This window comes from Agrobacterium sp. GW821-FHT02D03, from assembly GCF_059421725.1.
This window is the reverse complement of the sequence record NZ_JBWKVN010000002.1, coordinates 514,442-534,813: the sequence shown is the minus strand read 5'-3', so window position 1 is coordinate 534,813 and position 20,372 is coordinate 514,442. Positions and strand designations below refer to the sequence as shown.

Here is a 20,372-nt window from a genome sequence, read left to right as displayed (position 1 = left end):
CTGCATAGAAAAATTTGATGACGCAACACGGCCAGCTCTCACCTGGCATAAATCTCCCGCACGCCATTATGCCGTCAGGGTCCGCCTGAAACTGACGACTGGGCCCCCAAATGAGCGGCACATCGATGGACGACGGAGCCGGATACGAATTATGCCGCACGCCGCCAAGCGAAGCGCTTGCCATCCACTGTCGATACCAGGCCCATACGGAACAAGGCGTTCAGTACGGCTTGAACCGCGCCCAGACATTTGCGTCCCTGCTTGAAGCGGCTGGCAATCGCTGCTGCATCGATTGGCCCTTCCGCTTCCATAAGCTGGTGTAGGACAGCGGGCGTCTGGTCGCGTTCGTCAGCAGGAAAGGTCGGCTTTGGCCCCGCTTTCGCCACCGCCGCCTCGCCAAAATCGGCCTCGATCTGCTCCGCTTTTTCCCTGTCGGAGCCAAAGCGGGGGATCTGGTGATCCGGCCGCAGCCAGCGCACCAGACCGCGCTTTTCTTCCTTGGCCCGCTCCTTGTTCAAGGCAACCAGCCGCGCCAATATTTCTTCTTCCGCCAGATCCACCGGCCAGCCATAGGCATCCGCCACCGCCGCATCCAGCCGCTCATGCAACTCCTTGATGATCAGCACCAGCCCGTCATCGAAAATGCGCCGTTCTTTCTCGTTCAACTCATCGGGCGTCGCGCCGGCCTTCAGCCGCTCAAGCACGTTGTAAAGGCCGGTCAGCGTCAGAAGCGGGTGCTCGTCCAGAACCCGCTTGCGATGCGCATCGAGTTCTTCGGCTATAGCGTCGATCGTGGCTTTCTGGGCTTCGGTGGCATCGGGGAAGGGGAAAGGATCGAAGCAACGGGATTTGACGTAGACAGCATCACCTTCATACATACCGATCTTCGCCGAGTTTGCGACAAACCACGCAAGGTGCTGTCTCGAATGCAAAACGCCAAGGGAGTATCCATCACGCATAGCAAAGTTGATGAGCTTGTTATCCGGCAAGATTGATGCATCGAGAAACTGAAATACACGATGTTTGGCGGTTTCTACAGTTGCGATATGGCGTGGAAGGTGCTCAAGGGCCGGTCGCATATCCTTGCGTGGCTCCCCAAAAATCCACCAGTTGTCGCGATACGTCGCACGATTATTCCCATCCCTTTCTGGTTTGACTGTGGCCAGCAGGTGCTGATAAACGGCTGGAAATCGCGATCTGACCTCGTCTGCGCCAAGGCCGAACATATCGATCACCATGACGCCACGTGGCCTATCCATAAGGTCGCGACCATTTCTGTAGATGCGTATATGTTTCTCTAGATCGGGCAACCGTCCCAGGCCCAGATGCAGGGCGTCTTGCGGCGAAACGATGAAGCCCGCGCCATGCAGTTTTATCCCAGGCGACGAGATCGCAGCATTCGCTTTCAATTCAAGCGCACTCGTCACGTCCACGCCAACCGTCAAATCCGAATTGATTTTCCCCCGCTTCTCCGCAAATAAGATCACCGGGCTGTCTGTTTCGACCGCCTCTTCCGAAACAACCTCCAACAACCGGCCCTCATGCTTGCCCGCCTGCGCCACCGTCATGGCGATGCGCACGGCGGCGCTGTCTCGGGTGACCTTTGTCCACGGGTGGTCGGGGATTGCCATGGTGAGCGAGAGCGGCTTCTTGGCGTTGAGATGCGCTTCCATCACCCGGCGCTGAAACACCTGGCTGATGGAATTGGTCGTGACGAAGCCGAAGCGTTTCAACTGGCTCTTGGGTTTCAGGAGGATTTCTGCAGATCGATCCCACCAATACATGACGAAATCGGCGCTTTCGTTCATATGGCGGTGCGCTTTCCATAATGCCTCGGCATAGACGCTGCCCATACGCGCGCGGATATCCTTCCCGCCGACAAAGGGTGGGTTGCCGACGATGTAATCCGCCTTCGGCCAGTCCGGGCGGCGTGGGTTGGGATAGACTTCCTTGCCATCCACCACTTTGGGCATGGGATAACCATCCCATTTCAGCACCGCATCCATCTTCTGGATATTCTTGAAGGCTTTCAGAATGGGCTCGGATGGCGCCACGCCGCGGTTGCGGAAGTGCCATTGCAGATGGCCGATCCAAAGCACCAGCTCGGCAATGGCGGCGGCGCGCGGATTGACCTCAATACCGAGGAACTGGTGCGGATCGACCGTGTGGGTCTCGAGTGCTAGACCTTCCTGTCCGCCAAGGTTGACGAGGGCTTCCAGCACCTCGCCTTCCAGACGTTTCATCAGTTCAAGCGACACATAAAGGAAGTTGCCGGTGCCGCAGGCAGGGTCCAGCACGCGGGTCTCGCACAGCTTGTCATGAAAAGCCTGCACGGTCTTGATCGCCGCATCCGCCTTGCCCTCGGCCTTCTGCCGGTCGGCGGTGGAGCGGGCGCTATCCCACTCCGCGCGCAAGGGGTCTATGACGGTGGCAATGACCAGCCGCTCCACATAGGCGCGCGGCGTGTAGTGCGCTCCGAGCTTACGCCGATCCGTCGGGTCCAGCGCCTGTTCCAGAAACGTGCCGAAAATGGCGGGCTCCACATCCTTCCAGTCGTGATTGGCCGCCGCCACAAGCTCGCCAATCTCTTCCCTGGCGAGCTTCAGTGCCTTGCGGTTCTTGAAGAACTCGCCGTTGAATTTCTTCACCTTTTCGCGAATGGTGGCGGTGAAGCCACCCTCATCCATCGCCTTCTACAAATCTTCCATCATGCCGGGAAAAATCTCCGGCTTCTGCGCGCAGTCCTTCAACAGATCCTTGAAACAATCCTTGGGTAGAAGCTGCACGTCCTCGGCGAACATGGTGAAGAGCATGCGCATGAGGAACATGGCCACCTCTTCGGCTGCGTAGCCTGATTTCTCCAGTGCCTGACTGACCTTGGCAATGCGGGTGGCGATATCGCGTGTGACCTTGGCGGCATGCAGCGAAGGATCGAGCGAAACCGGGTTGGTCCAGATTGCCTTCAGCCGCGCCCGCACCGTCTCGTCACGCAAATCTTCAAGATAGATGCGGAAGGAACGGCGATCCGGGAACTGGTCGTAAGCCTTTCCGTCGCGGCGGAAATTGGCATAGATCTCAATGCAGTGACCGACATCGCAGACCAGCACGAACGGCGGCGGCTCATGCCTCGAAGGGAGAAGCCGGACATAGTTTTCGGCCTGCGCACGGGCGTTCATCATCAACACGTCCCAGGCACGGTTGGCGCTGGCGCGGCGCCCGCGCGGCGCACTTTCCATACCGGGCAGCATAGGGGCGTCTGCGAGCTTTTTATCGCCAGTCAGACGGCTTTGCTTGGCTTCCAGAACAAAGCAATTGCGCTTGTAAAGATCGATCCGCTTGGAGTTGACTGCGCCGTCTCGAGTCGTTTCCTTCACCACGCGCTCGAAGACATAATCATTGTCTTCATGCAAGGCAGATGCCGGATCGGGCTGCGGCAGGCCCAGCAGATGGTACAACTCTGTCAAAAACAGCGCGTAATTTGCTCGCTCCTGTCCGCCTTCCTGCCCTTGCCAACGCGCAATGAACGCCTCAACCGCTGCCTGCGATGTCCGCTCCCTTGTCTCGCTGGAACTGTCTTAAAGGAGGCTTTTTAAGACGCAAGGGCAAGAGCCAATTCGGCGCAGACGATCTTTGTGTTGGCGGTAAAATCATCGAAGATATTGACGTGTCCACCTTGTGATACCCGTCGATCTACCGTTGTCAGATACTTTGAGCGGCACATGTGAACTGCTCCCAGACATTGGACCAGCGGAGGCTTGAGTTTTCCGGCTTCTGAACTGCTCCCAGACATTGGACCAGCGGAGGCTTGAGTTTTCCGGCTTCAGTCAGGGAGGCGGGCTGGTTACGCTTCCCGGATTCATCAGTGCGATCGGGACCTTGTTGCCGATCGCACCATGTGGCCGAACCTCATTGTAGTCTCTACGCCAATCCTCCATCTTTTCGCGGGCATCCGCAAGGGTCAGGAACCAATGTTGGTTCAGGCATTCTGCCCGGAAGCGGCCGTTGAATGCCTCGATGAATGCGTTATCGGTCGGTTTACCAGGGCGTGAGAAGTCCAGTGTGACGCCTTTCGCATAGGCCCAGAGATCGAGATCGCGGGATACGAACTCGGTGCCCTGATCGACTCGGATCGTCTTGGGATAGCCGACCTGACGGCATACCCGCTCGAGCGTTTGCACAACATCTTCACCGCGATAGCTGTGCCTTGGATCAAGCACCGGGACGTAGCGTGAGAAGGTATCCACCACGGTCAGAACGCGTAGCTTCTTGCCGGTGGCGAGCTGGTCGTGAACAAAGTCCATCGCCCAGATATCATTCGGCCCGACGGCCATTTGTCGATCCGCCCGCAGCTTGGCTTTCACCCGGCGTTTCGGTGTCTTGTTACGCAATTGCAGGCCCAAGTCCCTGTAAATGCGGTAGGTACGCTTGATATTGGTACCCCAACCCTCGCGCTCCAGCAGCACATGCACACGACGATACCCATAGCGGACACGGGTCTCGCAGATCTCACGGATACGACGCTCAAGACCGGCCTGATCGGCACGGCGGGAGATGTAGTGGTGGGTTGACCGATCGAAGTCCAGCGCCCCACAGGCACGCCGGATCGAGATCGCCCAGTCCTGGCACATGCCTTTCACCATCTCCCGCTTGCGAGCAGGCCTTAGAGCTTTCGGCGAATGACGTCCTGCAACATCTCGCGGTCCAACGTCAGATCCGCGACAATCTTCTTCAGCCGTGCATTCTCGTCCTCGAGCTGCTTCAGCTTCTTCATCTCCGGCGGCAACATGCCCGCGTATTTTTTCTTCCAGTTGAAATAGGTCGCCTGGCTGATCCCTGCCTTCCGGCAGATTTCCGCAACCGTAACGCCTTCATCACCCTGCTTTAAAATGAACGCCTTCTGTGCGTCCGAAAACTGCGATGCCTTCATCGTCTTCCGTTCCTTTCACAGCCAGGAAAAATGCACCGGAAAACTCTAGCCAAAAATGGTCCAGTTTGAAGGGTTCAGATCACGTCGAAACAGGAATTTTGCATCCGTCCAAATATACAACCAGAAGCGCGTGGTGCGGGTCTATCTGAATCTTGATCCTGATACAGTTGAACTAGACTCAACGATGATGCGCGATGTGCGACAAATTGGGCATTTTGGTACAGGTGATCTCGAAATTACGATAAAGTCGATGGAAGACCTTAAAAAGGTGTCCCCGATGATTATTGCAAGCTTCGACGCATCGTAAGAGAAAATGCAGTGAGCGCCTCCAACGAGCGGCTGTACGCCTCAGACTCACCCATGCGATGAAGACGATCCAGTTTTGTGAGTTTTTTCGTGGGCTTGGCTCACCGCGTACATGCTAAAGCGTTCAAAAAACATAGAAAATCATAAAATATGGCGGAGATGGTGAGCGCTTCGCGAAGCGATCCATCCAAGCTCATTAAATCCAATATCGTCTTGTAATTGTTTTATATTTTGTCGGATTCATGCTCGTCAACATGCCATCTCATGTCATACCGTAACATTGTCTTTCGGACATTGTGGCGGGCTAGGAAAATCTCATGAGGTGCACGCAGGAGATTAAGACATGTTGAGTGATACGAAGGCCAGAAAGCTAAAACCGAACGATAAACCCATTTCGGACGGCACAATCACTAGGCTGTATTTGATGCCGAACAGTAGTGCTGGCAGCGGCAAATGGATATTACGCTATCTGTCTCCCACCACTGGTAACCGTCGCGAGATGGGGCTTGGTAGTTATCCGACCACATCGATCAGGGAGGCAAGGACAAAGGCATTCGAAGCGCGTGGTACTATTATGGCGGCAACGATCTTTTGGAGGTCCGCCGAAAGCAGGAGCGCGAGGCTAGGCGGCTTGCGACGGTTCCAACTTTTGCCGAAGCTGCAAACCAGCACCATACTAACAAGTCGGAAGGCTTTCGCAACAAGAAGCACAAGGATGAATGGATCAGCACACTTGAAAGGTAGGTTTTCCCAAGGATAGGAAAGGCACTCGTTAAGGACCTCGCCCCTGCTGACTTTGCAGCCTGCCTCAAATCCATCTGGCTGGAAAAGCCGGAAACGGCTTCACGCGTTAAACAGCTTTGTGATGCCCTCATGAAATGGGCGGCCGCGAACGGCTTCATAGTAGCGAGCCCCGTCAGTGTAGTTGATAAGTTTGCCCAAGCAATCAGGCAAACGCGAACGGGTTCAGCACCAACCCGCGCTGCCATGGAAATCGCTTCCGACTTTTTTAGGGACGTTCTGCGAACTGGTGATGCCAACATCACCCGCCAAATACTGGAGTTAGTCATGCTGACCGCCTGCCGCTCCGGCGAGCTTCGGAATATGAAATGGAAAGAGGTCGATTTTTCCCAAGCTTTTTGGACAGTACCCGCACATAGGATGAAGGCTAAAGTTGTTCATCGCTTACCACTAGGGCCACGAGCGGTCGAAATTCTCGAAGGACGGCGTGAACAAGTGAAACAAGAGCTTCAGCAATCAGAGGATGTAACGGGATTGGTATTTCAGTCACGGACGAAGAAGCCAATTACTGATATGGCATCGACGAAATTTCTGCGTGATCATCATGTCGAAAGTGATACCGTTGGCCGAAACGCGACTGCTCATGGGTTCAGATCAAGCTTCCGCGACTGGGCATCTGGGAACGGTTACCCGCGTGATATGGCCGAGAAGGCGCTGGCTCACACAGTGAAAAATGCGGTCGAGGCTGCTTACCACCAAACTGGACCTTTGATCAGCGGCGACCAATGACGCTCGATTGGGAGCGATACTGTACTTAGGAATGAGATCAGGTCCGTGACTGAAAGCTCCTCGCCAGCTACAAGTGAGGCGTTGGATGGGTAGCCTTTTCTTGATGATGCCAAGCGATCGTGGACATTTTCTTACTTCGGCACCAAACGGTTTAGGTCGCTACTCTTTACCAAGTGTTGCTTTGTTATTCTTAGGCTCTTTGTCATCCCGGGAGAGCCTACGGCGTGTTTTAAGCTGCTCATGCATCAATGGCGCTCAGTGCGCCCAAAGACAAGGTTCATATTCGGATAAGATCGGTCGAGTTGAAATCACGTTGGCGGAAGTTTTAGCGTGAAATCGTGATATGCGACTGATAATTTATACTCATCGATGGTCAAAGGCGTGATTAGGATGTATACGGAGTGCCGAATCTTAACGCCAAAATAGATTTCATTAGAGATATGCTTATCGTATTTCAATGGCTCACGATCTCTAAGAGATCAGGATGACACACTATGCATCAAGCGGGGCTAACCCCTTTGGCAACGCCGGCTGCCCGGTGAAGCCCTCTGTGTGATCGCGACATTGGCAAGCCATCACATTGTAAGACTGAAATTCCATTATGCCCGCTCGTTCACGGCCCACCAGATGGGTTTCCGAAGCAACTTATCGATGGGATATTGCACATCGACATCTCTTAATTGTTCAACTAGAAGGTGATTTTGATAGAGATTGGTGGGCAGTAGGATGAAAACAACATTATTTCTGACTTGGGCTTTAGTCTTGTCAGCTACATTAATATCTGCCCGGGATCACTCAACTGCGGAAAGTCGCGAGACAGCTTCAACCCTATTACCGGGCCGAGTTTCACTTTTAGATGGAGCGCCTGCGGATCATGATCAAATAATATTTCGAGCGGAGTGGTGGGATTCTGTCGATCACAAAGAAGACGAACCAGTGGACTGTCAGGCGCGAGAAGCCATTATGGCAACCAGTGCATCGCTACCATCAGAGTTCAGTCGCCGCCTAGTGCAACGCACGTGGTCTTAAAATTCAAAGCTAAGGCCTGGGTGACAAATTTGAAGACAGAAGAGGGCACCAATTATGCTTTACTTTACGCCAGCGCGCCAATTCTTGGGCATACCGCCAACCACTTCATACACACGGTAGGGGCTTGGACGGGCAGGGGGAGAACAGACGCGTCGTGTTCACAAACGCAGTCGTTCCGATCGTAGCCGGAACTATAACTCTTCAGGTCGGCAAGGAGATCAAAGGAAAATCGAGTGTCGAATTTGTGACCTACTTAACTGGCTACTACTCCAAACCACAATAAGGAAGGATGGTGCCAGATTCTACCAACTGGCCGCCCGGCGCTTCTACCCTCCTCGTCCTAACGCAACGCGAGGGCTAGCCGTTGTGAGATGTTCACCACCTCCCACGTTCGCAACCACGATGATGTCCTTCGATCCTACCACGCGGGCGGGATCCGACACCTCAGTAGTTACCAAGCGAACTATTAGGCTACGTATCACGGTCACTATCAACTTGAAAAAATCGCGTGTAGGCCCAAACCAGCGGGAACAGAATAGGCCACAATGCAAGTCCCTCCAGCAGAATTCCCGTCGACAGCACAATGAGAACGCCGTTTAGCCGATCGTTTGCACGAGTGATTTTCGAATATCCGACGAAAGCAATTGCAGCACTGAAAAGTCCAAGATAAAAAATGATTTTTGCTTTATTTCCTTCACAATAGCTCTGCGCCACTGTTGAACGGACCAACACGCGCTGTACAGCCGCGAACGCTCCGTTACCGAACGTGTCTGTTACGAGGCACACCTCAGCAGCATATCCCGGCGCTCCGCTTGAAAACCCACCTATTTTCGCTATAACGGAAGGCATAAACAGGCACGAAAGCAGTACCACCATGAACGCCTTCCACATGTGAAACCTTGGAGAGCTATTTCGATAGTTGCCTGTAAAAATAAGTATGGCGATACTAAATAAAATAGACGCAGAACTTAGTACCGCTAAGAAACTGCCCACAAGCATCATACGCCACGAGTACACTTTCCTCATCATTCCAAGGACAAGATACCCCATACCCGCCGCGACAAGTGTGGTTCTACCGCTCGCTAAAAGGGGCAGAAAGAACGTAGTCAGCCGCAACGCAAGCAATGCCCACCCTCTCCATCCCGCATACGGCAGTTCCGAGCTTATCAGCAGTGGCCACAGTGTAATGCAAAGAAGAAAAGTTGATCCGGAGGCCCCAAAACATTTTTCAGCGGTCAAGAATGGCCAGACTACAACTAGCCGCAGCGTGTGAATGATCGCGAGAGGATCATTAAGAAATGTCGGCCAGTCCCTATTGATTATCAAGTTTCTTGCGTAGATAATTTGTGACAGAAAACCGTCTTGCAATTGATTGGGTATGAAGCTGTAGCCTCGGGCGACGCCGCAAATCACAACCAATGCCACAATGGCTGAAGAGATCGTAATCATCTCGCGGCCTGTGGTGCTACGGAGGTCGTCAGAAAATCTCATCAGAAGTCCTCATCAAGGCCCTTGAGCAACAAGGGGGCTGGCAACTCGGCGTCATGCTAACTGGGTGAACGAGCTCGACAAATCCATGTTGCAACTAGGGTTGAGTTCTGGGCCGATTCTCCTTTTCACTAGTGAGCTTCTTTAACCCCGACTTACGGAACCAAGGATGACACTTTGATCCTATCAAGAGATTGCTGTCTGATAATTAGCTCTCTCGCCGCCCGTGCGCGCAACTGAAATCAAGTCTTTCGCTACTGCTTCCCATGTGCGGAACTGGCTCTTCCGCTCTGCTATTCTTGCGCGCAACTTTTCGCGGTAGTCAGTGTCGTTCATCAACTTATTGATTTTATCCGCCAGTGCGTTCGGGTCGTCAGGATCGAAATAGATGCCGAGATCGCCGCATACTTCACGTAGCACGGGGGCAGTTGAACAAATCGCTGGAGTTCCGCACCACAGTGCTTCTCCCGCCGGAAGCCCCCATCCTTCCATTCGACTCGGAATAACGAGTGCAACTGCCCCTGTATAAAGTCGTACAAGGTCAGTTTGATTGGGATTGGGAGCGAGTACAATCAAGTCGCGGATGGGCCTTAAAGAGGGCCGGTCGATATAGCGCATAAGCCTTTTGCGCAACGCCCCTGCTACTACGAGCGTTGGCAAAACTTGTCCTTGTTGCTTCATAACCAAGAGAGCTTCGAAGACAGTTTCAATATTCTTCCGGCCCAAATTCAGGCCGACAGTCAGAAAATATGGTGCGCTAGGTAGTTCAATTTCAGGTTCTTCTGTGCCAGTTGGACAATGCTGCACCAGAGGCACTACCGCTGCCGAACGCGCCTGAGGCAACATACCCGTCTTAGCAAAGTAGTCTAGTTCGTTGAGCGTGAACTGTGAATTGGCGATTACAAGGTTTGATCGTTCGATGACAAAGCGATTATCGTAAAGGAAGTTCTTGTCAAATTGCCTGAACCGTTTCGTCATACGTCGGTGTAGGGGCATAAAATCGTGCAATAGAGGAACCACAGCGACTGTAGCCCTCTCTTTTTTGAGCGACTTAATCATATCGACGATCAATTTGGGCCGCGCTGCGGAAATTAGCGTCCCGTGTGAGATTTGGATTCGAGACAGGCTCGTCGCGTGTTCTTTCCATGATCTCCGGTTCTTTCTGCCGAAAAAGAAGTTAAGCACACGTGCGCCCGCTGAGAGAAAGGCGGACCCACCGTAGTTTGTCCGAAACCATCGCTGGCCAACCTCTTGCGGAAAATTAAACATTATGTCGCCGTCAGCTGAACGGTCCCAAGACACCTCAAAGAAAGCTCTTTCACCAAACGAAAATACAACAAAACGAATGTTGGGGTCCAGCGCTACAGCCTCTTTGCCAATCTCTATGACTGTCCTCGCTATACCATAGTACTGAACGCGGCGTGGCGATGTCGCCAGAAGAGCTTCAGTGAGGTCAAAAAAGATTGTTTTATCCATTATCGCGCTTCCTGCCATGGTCTTGCGGTTTGGAGGCGCTCTGGATCAGGCAAAAGAGAAAGCCTAATAAAAGGCTGAAGTAGTGAAGATAGAAATCTAAACTCAAGAACGCATCGAAGATCATGGAAGCCCCCCACAGGCCCGTCACTGACAAGATTAGAACTGCTCTGTCAACTGCTGTCAATTCCGTTGAAATGAGTATCGGAGTGGCCACAAAAAGGGTACCAAACGCTAGGAATACAATCCCTCCCGTTACGAGCCACGCTAGATATTGATTGTGATTGTGCTCGAAGCCAAACTTGTCCTGAATGATCGTCCGGAGGGACATAGCACCGTGGCCAAACCAGGGAGCCTGGCGGATTGCTTGCACCGAAACCACCCACATGTGCAGTCTCAAAGAAATTGATGTGTCACTTGAGTAGGTTGTGTCGGTCGACGGCACAAAGGCGCTATCATTGATCGAGTCGCCTCTAGCATCTCTCTGTTGTTCGCCTTCGAGATCGGTAGCCACCGGGAGTTGGAGTTCCGCTCTTTGAACCGCGGTGCTCAGGAGAGCCGGCCACCTGTCGAGCCCATTGCATCCTGTAGCAGTCCCTATAATGACAGATAGTATCAAACCGCCAAAAATCGACAGGAGAAAACCTCCGGTCGTTGGTAAGCCCTTTCTGAACCGAGGCCCACACCTTAACGACAGTAGGCCTAAAAGAACGGCAAACTGACCAACTGCCACTCCACGCGAGCCTGTGTAGGCCAAAGTGACAACAATGCTAAGCGCAATTAAAAGCAGCCTAAGATGGCGCTGGCTTCTGGACTGGAATTCCCACCCCATGAGGACCAGGAAGGTCAACGTCGCAAAGATAATTGCAGGGATGAATGGCCAGGCAGCGGCGACTTTCACTCTGCAGCCGTCAATACCCAGGAACATGTAGATGCTAAGCACGCCGAAGGCCGCGAATAATGATAGCGGTACAATCGTTTGGAATCTAACGAATAGGCCCTTGATCTGGAGTCCTCGCAACAGGCCTGTTGCAAGCAGGAGCAGCGCTACAAAGTACAATTCAAAGTCTGGATTACGAGGTGGTTTTTGCTCAGGTCCAATGCCTGGATAAAGATAGAGAAGAAGATAACAGAAGGCAAAATAACCAAGAGTAGGGACAAGGAGCCGCTTGACCACGTGGATTGCACCTACATAATCTGATTGCTTCCAAAAAAGAAAAATCGGGATTACACCGACTACAACTAGGTATGGTACTATTTTACCAGCAAGGAAGAGGGCGAACACAAGTCCAACTAGAAAGCCATCATCAAGTACCGCACGGACCTTTTGCATCATGAATCTATCAACGCCTTTTTATTTAGCGGCGCGACACCGGCGTGATGTTAAATCGCTTCGGATATCCAAGACCGTAACTGATAATTGCGCGGTTCCAGAACCAGCTCTTAAGTTCGGTGTTTTCGCGCTTACGCTTTGCACCACAGCCATGGCGATGTCTGACTAAGTTAGATTGAATACACAGGCAAGCGCTTTTTTTGGCAGTGTCATTGCGCCGCTAGCGCGGTTCATCAATCTTGCTGGAGCTATTGACCTCCCATTTTATCTATGAGAGATGCTGATGATTAGTGTTGAGAAGGGTTAGAACAATACAGGATGATCAGACATTTAGACGTTCGCGTTCTGAGCATTCCACGTCGCATCAAGCGATTGATACTCATCGCCATAGACGTATTAATCGTTTTGTTTTCCGTCTGGTTAAGCTTCGCTATCAGGCTTGACAGCTACCAGTTGCCCGACACTCCCGATGAGTGGTTCGCAGTACTTTCAGCACCGCTGGTTGCAATTCCAGTATTCATATGCGTGGGCCTTTACCGCCCGGTAGTTCGCTACCTTCCCGAGAGCGCCCTGTGGACGATATTTCGCGCGACCGCTATCGCAGTTTTGGCTTGGGTACTCCTAGCGTTCATGACACAGCTTTTGTGGAGGGGGGGGCTCCCACGTTCGGTACCTATTATTTACTGGGCGCTCGCGTCTATCATCTTGATCTCGAGTCGATTTATCGCAAAGTGGCTGATTTGGACGATTGGTCGCGAGTCCATAGTGTTGCGTCCTTCTGTGGTGATATATGGCGCGGGAGCCGCAGGTACGCAACTAGCTAGTTCATTGAAAAAAAGCCATTTTGTGGCGGCATTTATCGATGATGATACTGCTTTGCACCGTCGCGACATCGCCGGCGTACGTGTTTATCCGCCAAGTGCGTTGCACGAGTTGGTGACAGACTTCTCGGTGGAGCTTATCATTTTGTCTATGCCGTCGATTTCCGCCGCCCGCCACAGGGAAATAGTGAAGGACGTATCAAGATATGCGGTCAAGGTGCAATCACTACCCGATATTTCAAATTTGGTGAGTGGAAAGTATCTCATTAGCCAAATTCGCGAGATTGAAGTGGATGATCTTCTAGGGCGTTCTACAGTGCCTCCAAACTCAGATATCATCCGAGATATGGTGGCGGGCAGAACCATCATGGTGACTGGAGCAGGCGGCTCGATCGGTTCAGAACTTTGCCGAAAGATCGCCCAATGGCGCCCCCAGCGACTTGTGCTTTTCGAAGCCAATGAATTCGCGCTCTATAAGATCGACCGCGAGCTGGCGGGTAGCCACGATGTATCCTTCGTGCCCGTTCTGGGTTCAGTTATAGACGCACCGCTTGCGAGACGCGCTATCATTGATTACGCTGTGGAGGTTGTGTTCCATGCCGCCGCCCATAAACATGTTCCCCTAGTTGAGGCCAACGCCCTAGAGGGAATCGCGAACAACGTGTTTGGTACACGCACTATTGTTGATGTTGCTTTCGAAACTGGCGTCAAGAATTTTGTGCTTATTTCAACAGACAAGGCGGTTCGTCCCACTAATGTCATGGGGGCAACCAAGCGGTGGGCCGAGCTTATTGTGCGTGAAAAGGCGTTGAAGGCGCTTCAAGCTCAGACAGGACAACGATTTTGCGCTGTCAGGTTCGGAAATGTCCTGGGATCGAATGGATCAGTCGTTCCACTTTTCAAAGAGCAGATCGCCCATGGTGGCCCAATCACGTTAACTGATATTGGTATGACGCGTTACTTTATGTCAATCAAGGAGGCCGCGGAGCTCATTGTTCAGGCAGGAGCGCTTTCGGAGGGAGGCGACGTTTTCTTACTAGACATGGGCGAGCCGATACTGATAAGCGAGCTCGCGGAAAATATGGTGACTTTGGCGGGACTCTCGGTAAAAAACGCCACGAATCCCGATGGCGACATTGAACTAGTAGTAATCGGGAAACGGCCTGGCGAGAAAATGTACGAGGAACTCTTCTACGATAATTCTACGGCTTTGCCGACAAAACACGCTAAAATACTACGGTCCGCAGGCACACTTGAAACTTTTGAGATGCAGCAGGAGCTTGTCGAGTTGCGTGTTGCGTTGGATGACGCAAACGAAGCAAAAGCACGGAGCATCCTTTTCGACTTGGTTGTGCGGACGGATGTTCTAGAGCGCGCCACAACTCGTTCGCTCGACGCATAATTGAAATACAAGCACCACTCGATTCGCTTGAAGGTAGGCGTCAATCAATACGAAATTTTAGTCCGGATCAGCAGGCAATGATGCGATTTATATTCATTACTAACTCTCCGGAGCTCGCTAAATTTGTTACGGATCGGGGTGTGGACCGCGTGATGGTGGATCTCGAGCTGCTTGGCAAAGTAGAACGTCAGGGGCATCTTTCGACGGTTATCAGCCGTCACGATTTCGGAGACATCGAGCGCGTCAGAGCAGCAATTCCAGACAAAGACCTAATAGTTAGGCTCAATCCTCTACATCTCGATTCAGCAAGCGAGATCGATCGTGCTATCAAGCTCGGTGCTGATGTACTGATGTTGCCGATGTTTCGTACGGCAAGCGCGGTGGAAAAATTTTGCAATCTTGTTCGAAAACGGGTGCGGGTGTGCTTGCTCTTGGAAACCGTAGGCGGAGTCAATGAGCTATGCGACATAGTATCCATTGATGGTGTCGACGAGATACATATCGGATTGAACGACCTACATCTAGATATTGGCAATACCTTTATGTTCCAGCCTTTGGTTGATGGCATCGTTGAAGCTGCAGCTCAAGTGATCGTTCTTGCAGGTTTGCCTTTGGGCATCGGCGGTCTAGCGCGAGCGGACGAAGGGTTGCTTCCAGCGAGGATGATTATTGCAGAACATGTTAGGTTTAAGTCGACTGGTGCCATCCTGTCTCGCACATTTCATCGGAACAGTTTGACGATTGAGGATATTGAGCGGCAAATGGATTTTGCCTCAGAATTGGCAAAGTTGCAGGACGCTTACCACAATTACAGCAACGCTCCAGCTGAAGAATTACTGGCCGTACATGCTGAAGTATCAGAGCGGATCTCTACAATTGTAGCATCGAAGGCCGGCGGTTTTTGAACAAAATGCCACGCTTCGCCTCAGCAAGCCTAGTGCTAAGCTTGACTCTTCTTTTGGGGCGGTTTGCGGGGTTTGTTCGCGAGGTTGAGCTTGGGGTTGCTTTCGGCGTGTCGCGCGACGCCGACTTTGCCGTAGTTATCCTTACGACCCCAGACCTCTTCGTCAATCTTTTGCTGGCGGGCGGATTGAGTGTTGCATTGATCCCGGAGTTTGGACGCCTTCAGGGGCTGGCGCGAACGAAAGTTTTTTTCTCGATAAGCATGCTTGTGGGTGCTTCGTTCGGAGCCATAGCAGCTGTAATCGCAGTGTTCCCGAAGCTACTGATCGTCGCCTTTGCGCCGGGCTATGCAGACGTACCATCGAGCGAGTATTCCTCCGTTTTTGCGATTACCGCATTCGCAATTCCTTTGGCTGGACTGACCGGGATTACCACTGCGCTACTGAACGCTGAAGAGAAATTCTTTCTGGCAGGTGCTGGAACTTTGCTGTTTAATTCCGTGATTATTGCGGCGCTGTATTTTGGCACCGTTCCTGGGAACGAACTAAGTGTCCTCGCAGTCGCTGTCGCATCGGCTGCCCTTTTGCGCTATCTGAGCCAGCTTGTCGTCTGCGTTTCCTATCTTTCTCTCGAGCCGAATTCGCAGGACCCAACGCGATTCCGCGTGTTAGCAATCCGCTTCACGCAGGCACTTGGCGCCTCGACTCTGGTGCTTTTTGTTCCTGTTATGCTGCGCGCGATCGTCTCTCTGATTGGCGCGGGTAACCTCTCCGCTTACAACTTTGCTGCTAAGCTAGTGGAGTTGCCGCTGGGAATTGCGATCACTACGATCAGCGCGGTTGCTTTCCCAGCCTTAAGTAAAGCCGGAGCATCAGGAGATCTCGACGGTCAACATCGTATCTTTGAGAGTGGATTGCAAAGGAGTCTGCTGTTATCGCTTTGCATCGCAATACCCTGTGTCTATTTCTCCAATGATCTAGTGTCCGTGGTCTTTGGCCGTGGCCGCATGACCTCGGCCGACCTAAGACTGGTTAGTGACTTGGCAGCGTTAGGCTTCCTAACGCTCCCTTTCATCGCAGTCAGTTCGATGGCAAGCGCGCTACTTAACGCTCGCGGGGAAACGGGACGTTTATTAAAAATGACGGTTGCAGCGGCTTTGCTGGTCCCTATGGCTTCCCTCCCGGGCGTAGCATTAGAGGATGCTCGTATATCGATCCTGGCGCTTCCATTTTTTCATCTAACCTGCGCGCTGTTTCTCGCTCGAAGTACCCGCCACCCAACGTTCGTTGGGTGGCAATGGATAGCCAAAATGCTTATCCAACCAATCGCAGCCAGTTCAGCGGCAACTGGGTTATCGGGAGCGCTTCTCAGTTTAATCGACACGCAGTCAGCTCACTTGGGTGCTGCGTTTGCGATCGGGGCTATTGGTCTCTCTATCGCATTCGCTAGTGCGATCTCTCGTGTAACCAGAACGGTATGGATCTAATGTTAAAACGAAGCTTCGATGTGCTTGTGGCCACGATCGTCCTACTCGTCACATTTCCGATCTGGTGCATCATTGCCATCGCCATAAGATCATACGACGGTGCGCCTGTGCTCTATAGGCAAAAGAGGACAGGGTTGTTCGGCAGTCCCTTCGACATGCTCAAATTCCGGAGCATGGTCAAAAACGCAGATAAAGCGGGTGGATATTCAACTGCTGACGACGATGTTCGTATCACGCCGGTAGGTCGAATATTGCGTCGATACAGTCTTGACGAATTACCCCAGGTGCTGAACGTACTTAAAGGCGAAATGAGCCTAGTGGGGCCGCGCCCAGATGTATCAGCACAGCGGAGCCTTTACAGCGACGTCGAGTTTGCTAAACGGCACAGCGTAAGACCCGGAATTACAGGTTTGGCACAGGCAAAATTACGATCCAGTGCAACGCCAGAAGAGCGTCTTCGATACGACCTAGAATATGTGGATCGCTTGGGATTTTTTTTCGACATGAAGGTTATCCTTCTGACGATGCGGCAAGTAATTACTAAAGGCGGCAATTGACGATGTGCGGAATTTTTGGGTATTTTGACCGCCTTGGTGCGTCCGTTTCAGAAACGGCGTTGGCGAGCATGGGGCAATCGCTCGTTCATCGTGGACCCGACGATAACGGCGTGTTCAGTGAGGACGGTATCGCGCTCGGCAATCAGCGGCTCTCTATCATCGATGTCTCTGGGGGCGGCCAGCCGTTCATTTCCGATGACGGCAATGTCGTTGTAGTCCAAAACGGCGAGATCTTTAACCACGTCGAACTAGCTAACGAACTGCGCGGAACTCCATTCGCATGCCGAACCCATTCTGACACTGAGGTATTGTTGCGGCTTTATGAGCAACGAGGCATAGATTTTTTGTCGAAGCTCAACGGCATGTTTGCAATCGCAATATTCGATCGGCGAGCGCAAAGTCTGTATCTGATCCGCGACAGGATCGGTGTAAAACCGTTGTTCCTTTATGACGATGGAAACTGCGCGATTTTTGGCTCGGAGATTAAAGCTATCCTAGCCGCTACCGGCTCTTTGCCAATGGACGATGATGCACTGCACCACTTTCTCACTTTTAATTACGTGCCGCGGCCTTTTACGATGTTCAAGGGTGTCAGACATGTCCTTCCCGGGCACTGGTTGAAGGTAGACAAAGACGGCACTGAGCACAAACGCTGGTGGGATTTGTCAAAGGTTGAGCAGAGAGAACAAAGTGAGCAGTCGTGGATTGACGAAATTAACGCCACATTGGATGACGCAGTTCGGATTAGGTTGCGTTCAGATGTACCCTTTGGCGCGTTCTTGTCTGGAGGAGTGGACTCTGCGACAATAGTTGGGCTGATGACGCGTCATATGACCAAGCCGGTGAAGACTTTTTCAATTGGGTTTAACGATCCTCAATATGATGAAACAGCCTTCGCACTAGAAGCTGCCAATTTGTTTCAAACAGATCACATTTCTGAGAGGGTGGCACCCAACATGCTCAACCTCTGGCCGATGGCAACTTACCATTGCGATCAACCGCACGGCGATGTGTCGTTCCTGCCTACGTTTAAAGTGTCGGAGATGGCCTCGAAGCATGTGAAAATGGTGCTGACTGGCGATGGCGGTGATGAATTATTTGCTGGCTACGATAAGTATAAGACTTTCTTCGAAGCCGACGTAGATTCGATGAGTGACGAGGTCTTCAGACGCGCTTACTATCGAAACATCAGCCTTTTTCATGATGAGGACAAGTTAAGACTTTATCAGCGTCGAATACCTCGATCTGGCTCTTATGGACTGGTTGAAGAACTGTTCGACAAGGTGCCGCATTGGGATCGAGTTAATCAGGCCCTCTATATCGACATGGAGCTGCTTCTCTCCGGCAACAATCTCGTGAAACCCGACCGGATGGGAATGGCTGTTTCACTTGAAGCCAGAACTCCTTTTCTTGACTACCGGATGATGGAACTGGCTTTTCGCATGCCTGGTAACATGAAGCTTCGGAACGGCGTTACGAAGTACATTTTGAAAAAAGCGGTAGCTCCTATGATAGGCGAGAATCTTGCTTATCGGAAAAAACAGATGTTCACCGTCCCAGTTGGTGAATGGTTTCGTCAAGAACTGCGTGAATATTGCCGAAAGATGCTAGGAGAAGCTTCATTCGGTCGCAGTGCTGGCCTCTTTTCGGATGAAGTTTCTCACTTGCTAGAAAGTCATATTGAAGGTTCCTCGAACAATACACGGGAGATACGTGCGCTGGTCGCCTTTGAACACTGGGCAAAGACGTTTGTTTCATGAGAAAGCCGCCTGACGATCAAATCGACGTTCTATTCGCCGCGTACGGGGGCGGACACGTGACAATGTTGCGCCCAGTGTCGCAAGCGATCACACGTCACGGTCTTCGATCTGCCTTTCTGGGGCTGACAACAGCTCAGGCCGACCTTGAACACCATGGGCTTGATTATTTCGGATACAACGAACTCGATTTTGCTAACGATGCTCAGGTGCAAGCATGGGGATTGGAGTTAGCAGGCCCGGAAGTCCCAGGCTCTATTGTTCATCATTCTGAGAGTGTCGCCTATCACGGCTTAAACTTTAGGGATCTCGTTGTCGCGAAAGGTGAAATAGCTGCCCGAAGCCATTTCAAAAAAAATGGCCGTCAGGGATTTCTACCAGTTAGGACGATGGAGGCCTTACTTCAAAAGATACGGCCGCGCGTCGTTGTCGCTACTAATTCGCCTCGCTCTGAGCGGGCGCTTCTCATGGCTGCTCGCAACTTGGGAATACCATCCGTCTGCGTGGTCGATCTGTTTGGACTTCAGGAAGTCAAGTGGATAGCAGAGCCAGGTTATGCTACGACCATTTGCGTGCTAAACGAACAGGTTGCTGAGTTCATGGTTGCGCGAGGATGCTCTCCGGAATCTATCATAATCACAGGCAACCCGGCTTTCGATGCGATTTTCGCGACTGAATTGGAAGAGAGTCGCCGAGAATTGCGAGCCCAGCGTGGGTTTAACGCGAATGATAAAGTGCTTCTTTGGGCGTCTAATGTTGAGCCCGAGCGCCACCCTTTCACTGGGGAAAAAGGTGATCCAAGTCTTCCTCGTCGCATTGAGGTGGCGTTGAGGCACGTCGTCAGGCAAAAGCATAATTGGAAGCTCATCGTACGGTATCACCCAAGCGAGAACGTAGAGTTCCAGCCCGAACAAGATGTGTACTTAAGCAATCGAACGGAAAGCCTTCATGCACTTATTCATTCTGTTGATGCGGTCGTGGTAATGGCGTCCACTGTTGGAGTTGAGGCGCATTTCGCGGGACGACCAGTTGTATCTGTCGACTGCTCCGTTTTCACCGCCGATGCGCCTTATTCCCGAATGGGAATTTCAACTGGCGTTACTCATCTTGATGATCTTCATGAGGCGCTATGCCAGATACTGGCCCGCGAGGCTTTACCGGTCAAAGCAGTCAACGAAAGAAAGGCTGCAACGCAGGCTGTTGCGGAAGAAATTATAGCACTCTTGCCGAGCTTTGGAACGTAGGCGCCCCAGGGCTAAAGGGTTTGATTTAACGGATTAATTGCCGTATGTGAGAAGAATGGATTGGGCGGCGAAGCTAACCTAACGGAGGCAGTGATTGTTTCTGGATCCGCCCTCAG

At 52.1% G+C, this 20,372-nt stretch carries 14 protein-coding genes and 2 pseudogenes; 9 read left to right on the top strand and 7 right to left on the bottom strand.

What is annotated here, in order from left to right:
- Positions 1-149: 149 nt before the first annotated feature.
- From AC07U5_RS15900 to AC07U5_RS15885, 4 genes and pseudogenes are all read right to left on the bottom strand, one after another.
- Positions 150-2,687: a class I SAM-dependent DNA methyltransferase gene (locus AC07U5_RS15900; RefSeq protein WP_494723596.1), complete on the bottom strand. Its 2,538-nt coding sequence runs from the start codon at positions 2,685-2,687 to the stop codon at positions 150-152.
- Between the two features lie 6 nt (positions 2,688-2,693).
- A complete protein-coding gene (locus tag AC07U5_RS15895; RefSeq protein ID WP_494724260.1) occupies positions 2,694-2,828 on the bottom strand; it encodes a type IIL restriction-modification enzyme MmeI in 135 nt (44 codons plus the stop codon).
- A 36-nt stretch (positions 2,829-2,864) separates the two neighbouring features.
- Positions 2,865-3,530 (bottom strand): annotated as a pseudogene (locus AC07U5_RS15890) (type IIL restriction-modification enzyme MmeI); the annotation flags it as partial.
- Between the two features lie 294 nt (positions 3,531-3,824).
- A protein-coding gene (locus AC07U5_RS15885) for an IS3 family transposase (RefSeq protein WP_113181014.1) occupies positions 3,825-4,927 on the bottom strand; the annotation gives its coding sequence in 2 pieces (ribosomal slippage) (positions 3,825-4,666 and positions 4,666-4,927; 1,104 coding nt in all).
- A gap of 649 nt (positions 4,928-5,576) precedes the next feature.
- On the opposite strand from AC07U5_RS15885, the gene AC07U5_RS15880 reads away from it, so the two are divergent.
- The 3 genes and pseudogenes from AC07U5_RS15880 to AC07U5_RS15870 all read left to right on the top strand — a co-directional run bounded on the left by AC07U5_RS15880 (position 5,577) and on the right by AC07U5_RS15870 (position 6,763).
- Positions 5,577-5,993, top strand: coding sequence for an Arm DNA-binding domain-containing protein (locus AC07U5_RS15880; RefSeq protein WP_494723595.1), 417 nt, complete (start codon positions 5,577-5,579; stop codon positions 5,991-5,993).
- Positions 5,990-6,094, top strand: a pseudogene (locus AC07U5_RS15875) (integrase); the annotation flags it as partial. The gene AC07U5_RS15880 and the pseudogene AC07U5_RS15875, both read left to right, overlap by 4 nt.
- A 12-nt stretch (positions 6,095-6,106) precedes the next feature.
- Positions 6,107-6,763, top strand: a complete 657-nt coding sequence (locus AC07U5_RS15870; RefSeq protein ID WP_494723594.1) for a tyrosine-type recombinase/integrase — start codon at positions 6,107-6,109, stop codon at positions 6,761-6,763.
- A gap of 1,500 nt (positions 6,764-8,263) precedes the next feature.
- Here the strand turns inward: AC07U5_RS15870 and AC07U5_RS15865 are convergent.
- The 3 genes from AC07U5_RS15865 to AC07U5_RS15855 all read right to left on the bottom strand — a co-directional run bounded on the left by AC07U5_RS15865 (position 8,264) and on the right by AC07U5_RS15855 (position 12,089).
- Positions 8,264-9,283 (bottom strand): hypothetical protein, encoded by a 1,020-nt coding sequence (locus tag AC07U5_RS15865; RefSeq protein WP_494723593.1) that lies wholly within the window; start codon positions 9,281-9,283, stop codon positions 8,264-8,266.
- A 183-nt stretch (positions 9,284-9,466) separates the two neighbouring features.
- Positions 9,467-10,756 carry a glycosyltransferase family 4 protein gene (locus AC07U5_RS15860; protein ID WP_494723592.1) on the bottom strand — a complete coding sequence of 430 codons (1,290 nt, stop codon included), beginning with the start codon at positions 10,754-10,756 and terminating at the stop codon, positions 9,467-9,469.
- Positions 10,749-12,089, bottom strand: coding sequence for an O-antigen ligase family protein (locus tag AC07U5_RS15855; protein WP_494723591.1), 1,341 nt, complete (start codon positions 12,087-12,089; stop codon positions 10,749-10,751). The genes AC07U5_RS15860 and AC07U5_RS15855 overlap by 8 nt, the downstream gene beginning before the upstream one ends.
- A 315-nt stretch (positions 12,090-12,404) precedes the next feature.
- Here AC07U5_RS15855 and AC07U5_RS15850 point away from each other — a divergent pair, with 315 nt between their 5' ends.
- The 6 genes from AC07U5_RS15850 to AC07U5_RS15825 all read left to right on the top strand — a co-directional run bounded on the left by AC07U5_RS15850 (position 12,405) and on the right by AC07U5_RS15825 (position 20,256).
- Positions 12,405-14,309: a polysaccharide biosynthesis protein gene (locus tag AC07U5_RS15850; RefSeq protein ID WP_494723590.1), complete on the top strand. Its 1,905-nt coding sequence runs from the start codon at positions 12,405-12,407 to the stop codon at positions 14,307-14,309.
- Between the two features lie 77 nt (positions 14,310-14,386).
- Positions 14,387-15,214, top strand: a complete 828-nt coding sequence (locus AC07U5_RS15845) for an aldolase/citrate lyase family protein (RefSeq protein WP_494723589.1) — start codon at positions 14,387-14,389, stop codon at positions 15,212-15,214.
- 5 nt (positions 15,215-15,219) lie between these two features.
- Entirely contained in the window at positions 15,220-16,698 is a 1,479-nt protein-coding gene (locus tag AC07U5_RS15840; protein ID WP_494724259.1) for a lipid II flippase MurJ, read from the top strand.
- On the top strand, positions 16,689-17,255 hold the full coding sequence (locus tag AC07U5_RS15835) for a sugar transferase (protein WP_494723588.1): 567 nt from the start codon (positions 16,689-16,691) through the stop codon (positions 17,253-17,255). Before AC07U5_RS15840 ends, AC07U5_RS15835 begins: the two co-directional genes overlap by 10 nt.
- A gap of 2 nt (positions 17,256-17,257) precedes the next feature.
- The gene (gene asnB / locus AC07U5_RS15830; RefSeq protein WP_494723587.1) at positions 17,258-19,015 is read left to right on the top strand and encodes an asparagine synthase (glutamine-hydrolyzing); all 1,758 of its coding nucleotides are present in this window, start codon (positions 17,258-17,260) and stop codon (positions 19,013-19,015) included.
- Positions 19,016-19,089: 74 nt separating this feature from the next.
- The gene (locus AC07U5_RS15825) at positions 19,090-20,256 is read left to right on the top strand and encodes a CDP-glycerol glycerophosphotransferase family protein (protein ID WP_494723586.1); all 1,167 of its coding nucleotides are present in this window, start codon (positions 19,090-19,092) and stop codon (positions 20,254-20,256) included.
- The last annotated feature ends 116 nt before the right edge of the window (positions 20,257-20,372 follow it).

Coding starts and splice junctions, on each gene's coding strand:
- AC07U5_RS15900 (WP_494723596.1), bottom strand. CDS start 2,687: ATGGATGAGGGTGGCTTCACCGCCACCATTCGCGAAAAGGTGAAGAAA.
- AC07U5_RS15895 (WP_494724260.1), bottom strand. CDS start 2,828: ATGTTCCTCATGCGCATGCTCTTCACCATGTTCGCCGAGGACGTGCAG.
- AC07U5_RS15880 (WP_494723595.1), top strand. CDS start 5,577: ATGTTGAGTGATACGAAGGCCAGAAAGCTAAAACCGAACGATAAACCC.
- AC07U5_RS15870 (WP_494723594.1), top strand. CDS start 6,107: ATGAAATGGGCGGCCGCGAACGGCTTCATAGTAGCGAGCCCCGTCAGT.
- AC07U5_RS15865 (WP_494723593.1), bottom strand. CDS start 9,283: ATGAGATTTTCTGACGACCTCCGTAGCACCACAGGCCGCGAGATGATT.
- AC07U5_RS15860 (WP_494723592.1), bottom strand. CDS start 10,756: ATGGATAAAACAATCTTTTTTGACCTCACTGAAGCTCTTCTGGCGACA.
- AC07U5_RS15855 (WP_494723591.1), bottom strand. CDS start 12,089: ATGATGCAAAAGGTCCGTGCGGTACTTGATGATGGCTTTCTAGTTGGA.
- AC07U5_RS15850 (WP_494723590.1), top strand. CDS start 12,405: ATGATCAGACATTTAGACGTTCGCGTTCTGAGCATTCCACGTCGCATC.
- AC07U5_RS15845 (WP_494723589.1), top strand. CDS start 14,387: ATGATGCGATTTATATTCATTACTAACTCTCCGGAGCTCGCTAAATTT.
- AC07U5_RS15840 (WP_494724259.1), top strand. CDS start 15,220: ATGCCACGCTTCGCCTCAGCAAGCCTAGTGCTAAGCTTGACTCTTCTT.
- AC07U5_RS15835 (WP_494723588.1), top strand. CDS start 16,689: ATGGATCTAATGTTAAAACGAAGCTTCGATGTGCTTGTGGCCACGATC.
- asnB (WP_494723587.1), top strand. CDS start 17,258: ATGTGCGGAATTTTTGGGTATTTTGACCGCCTTGGTGCGTCCGTTTCA.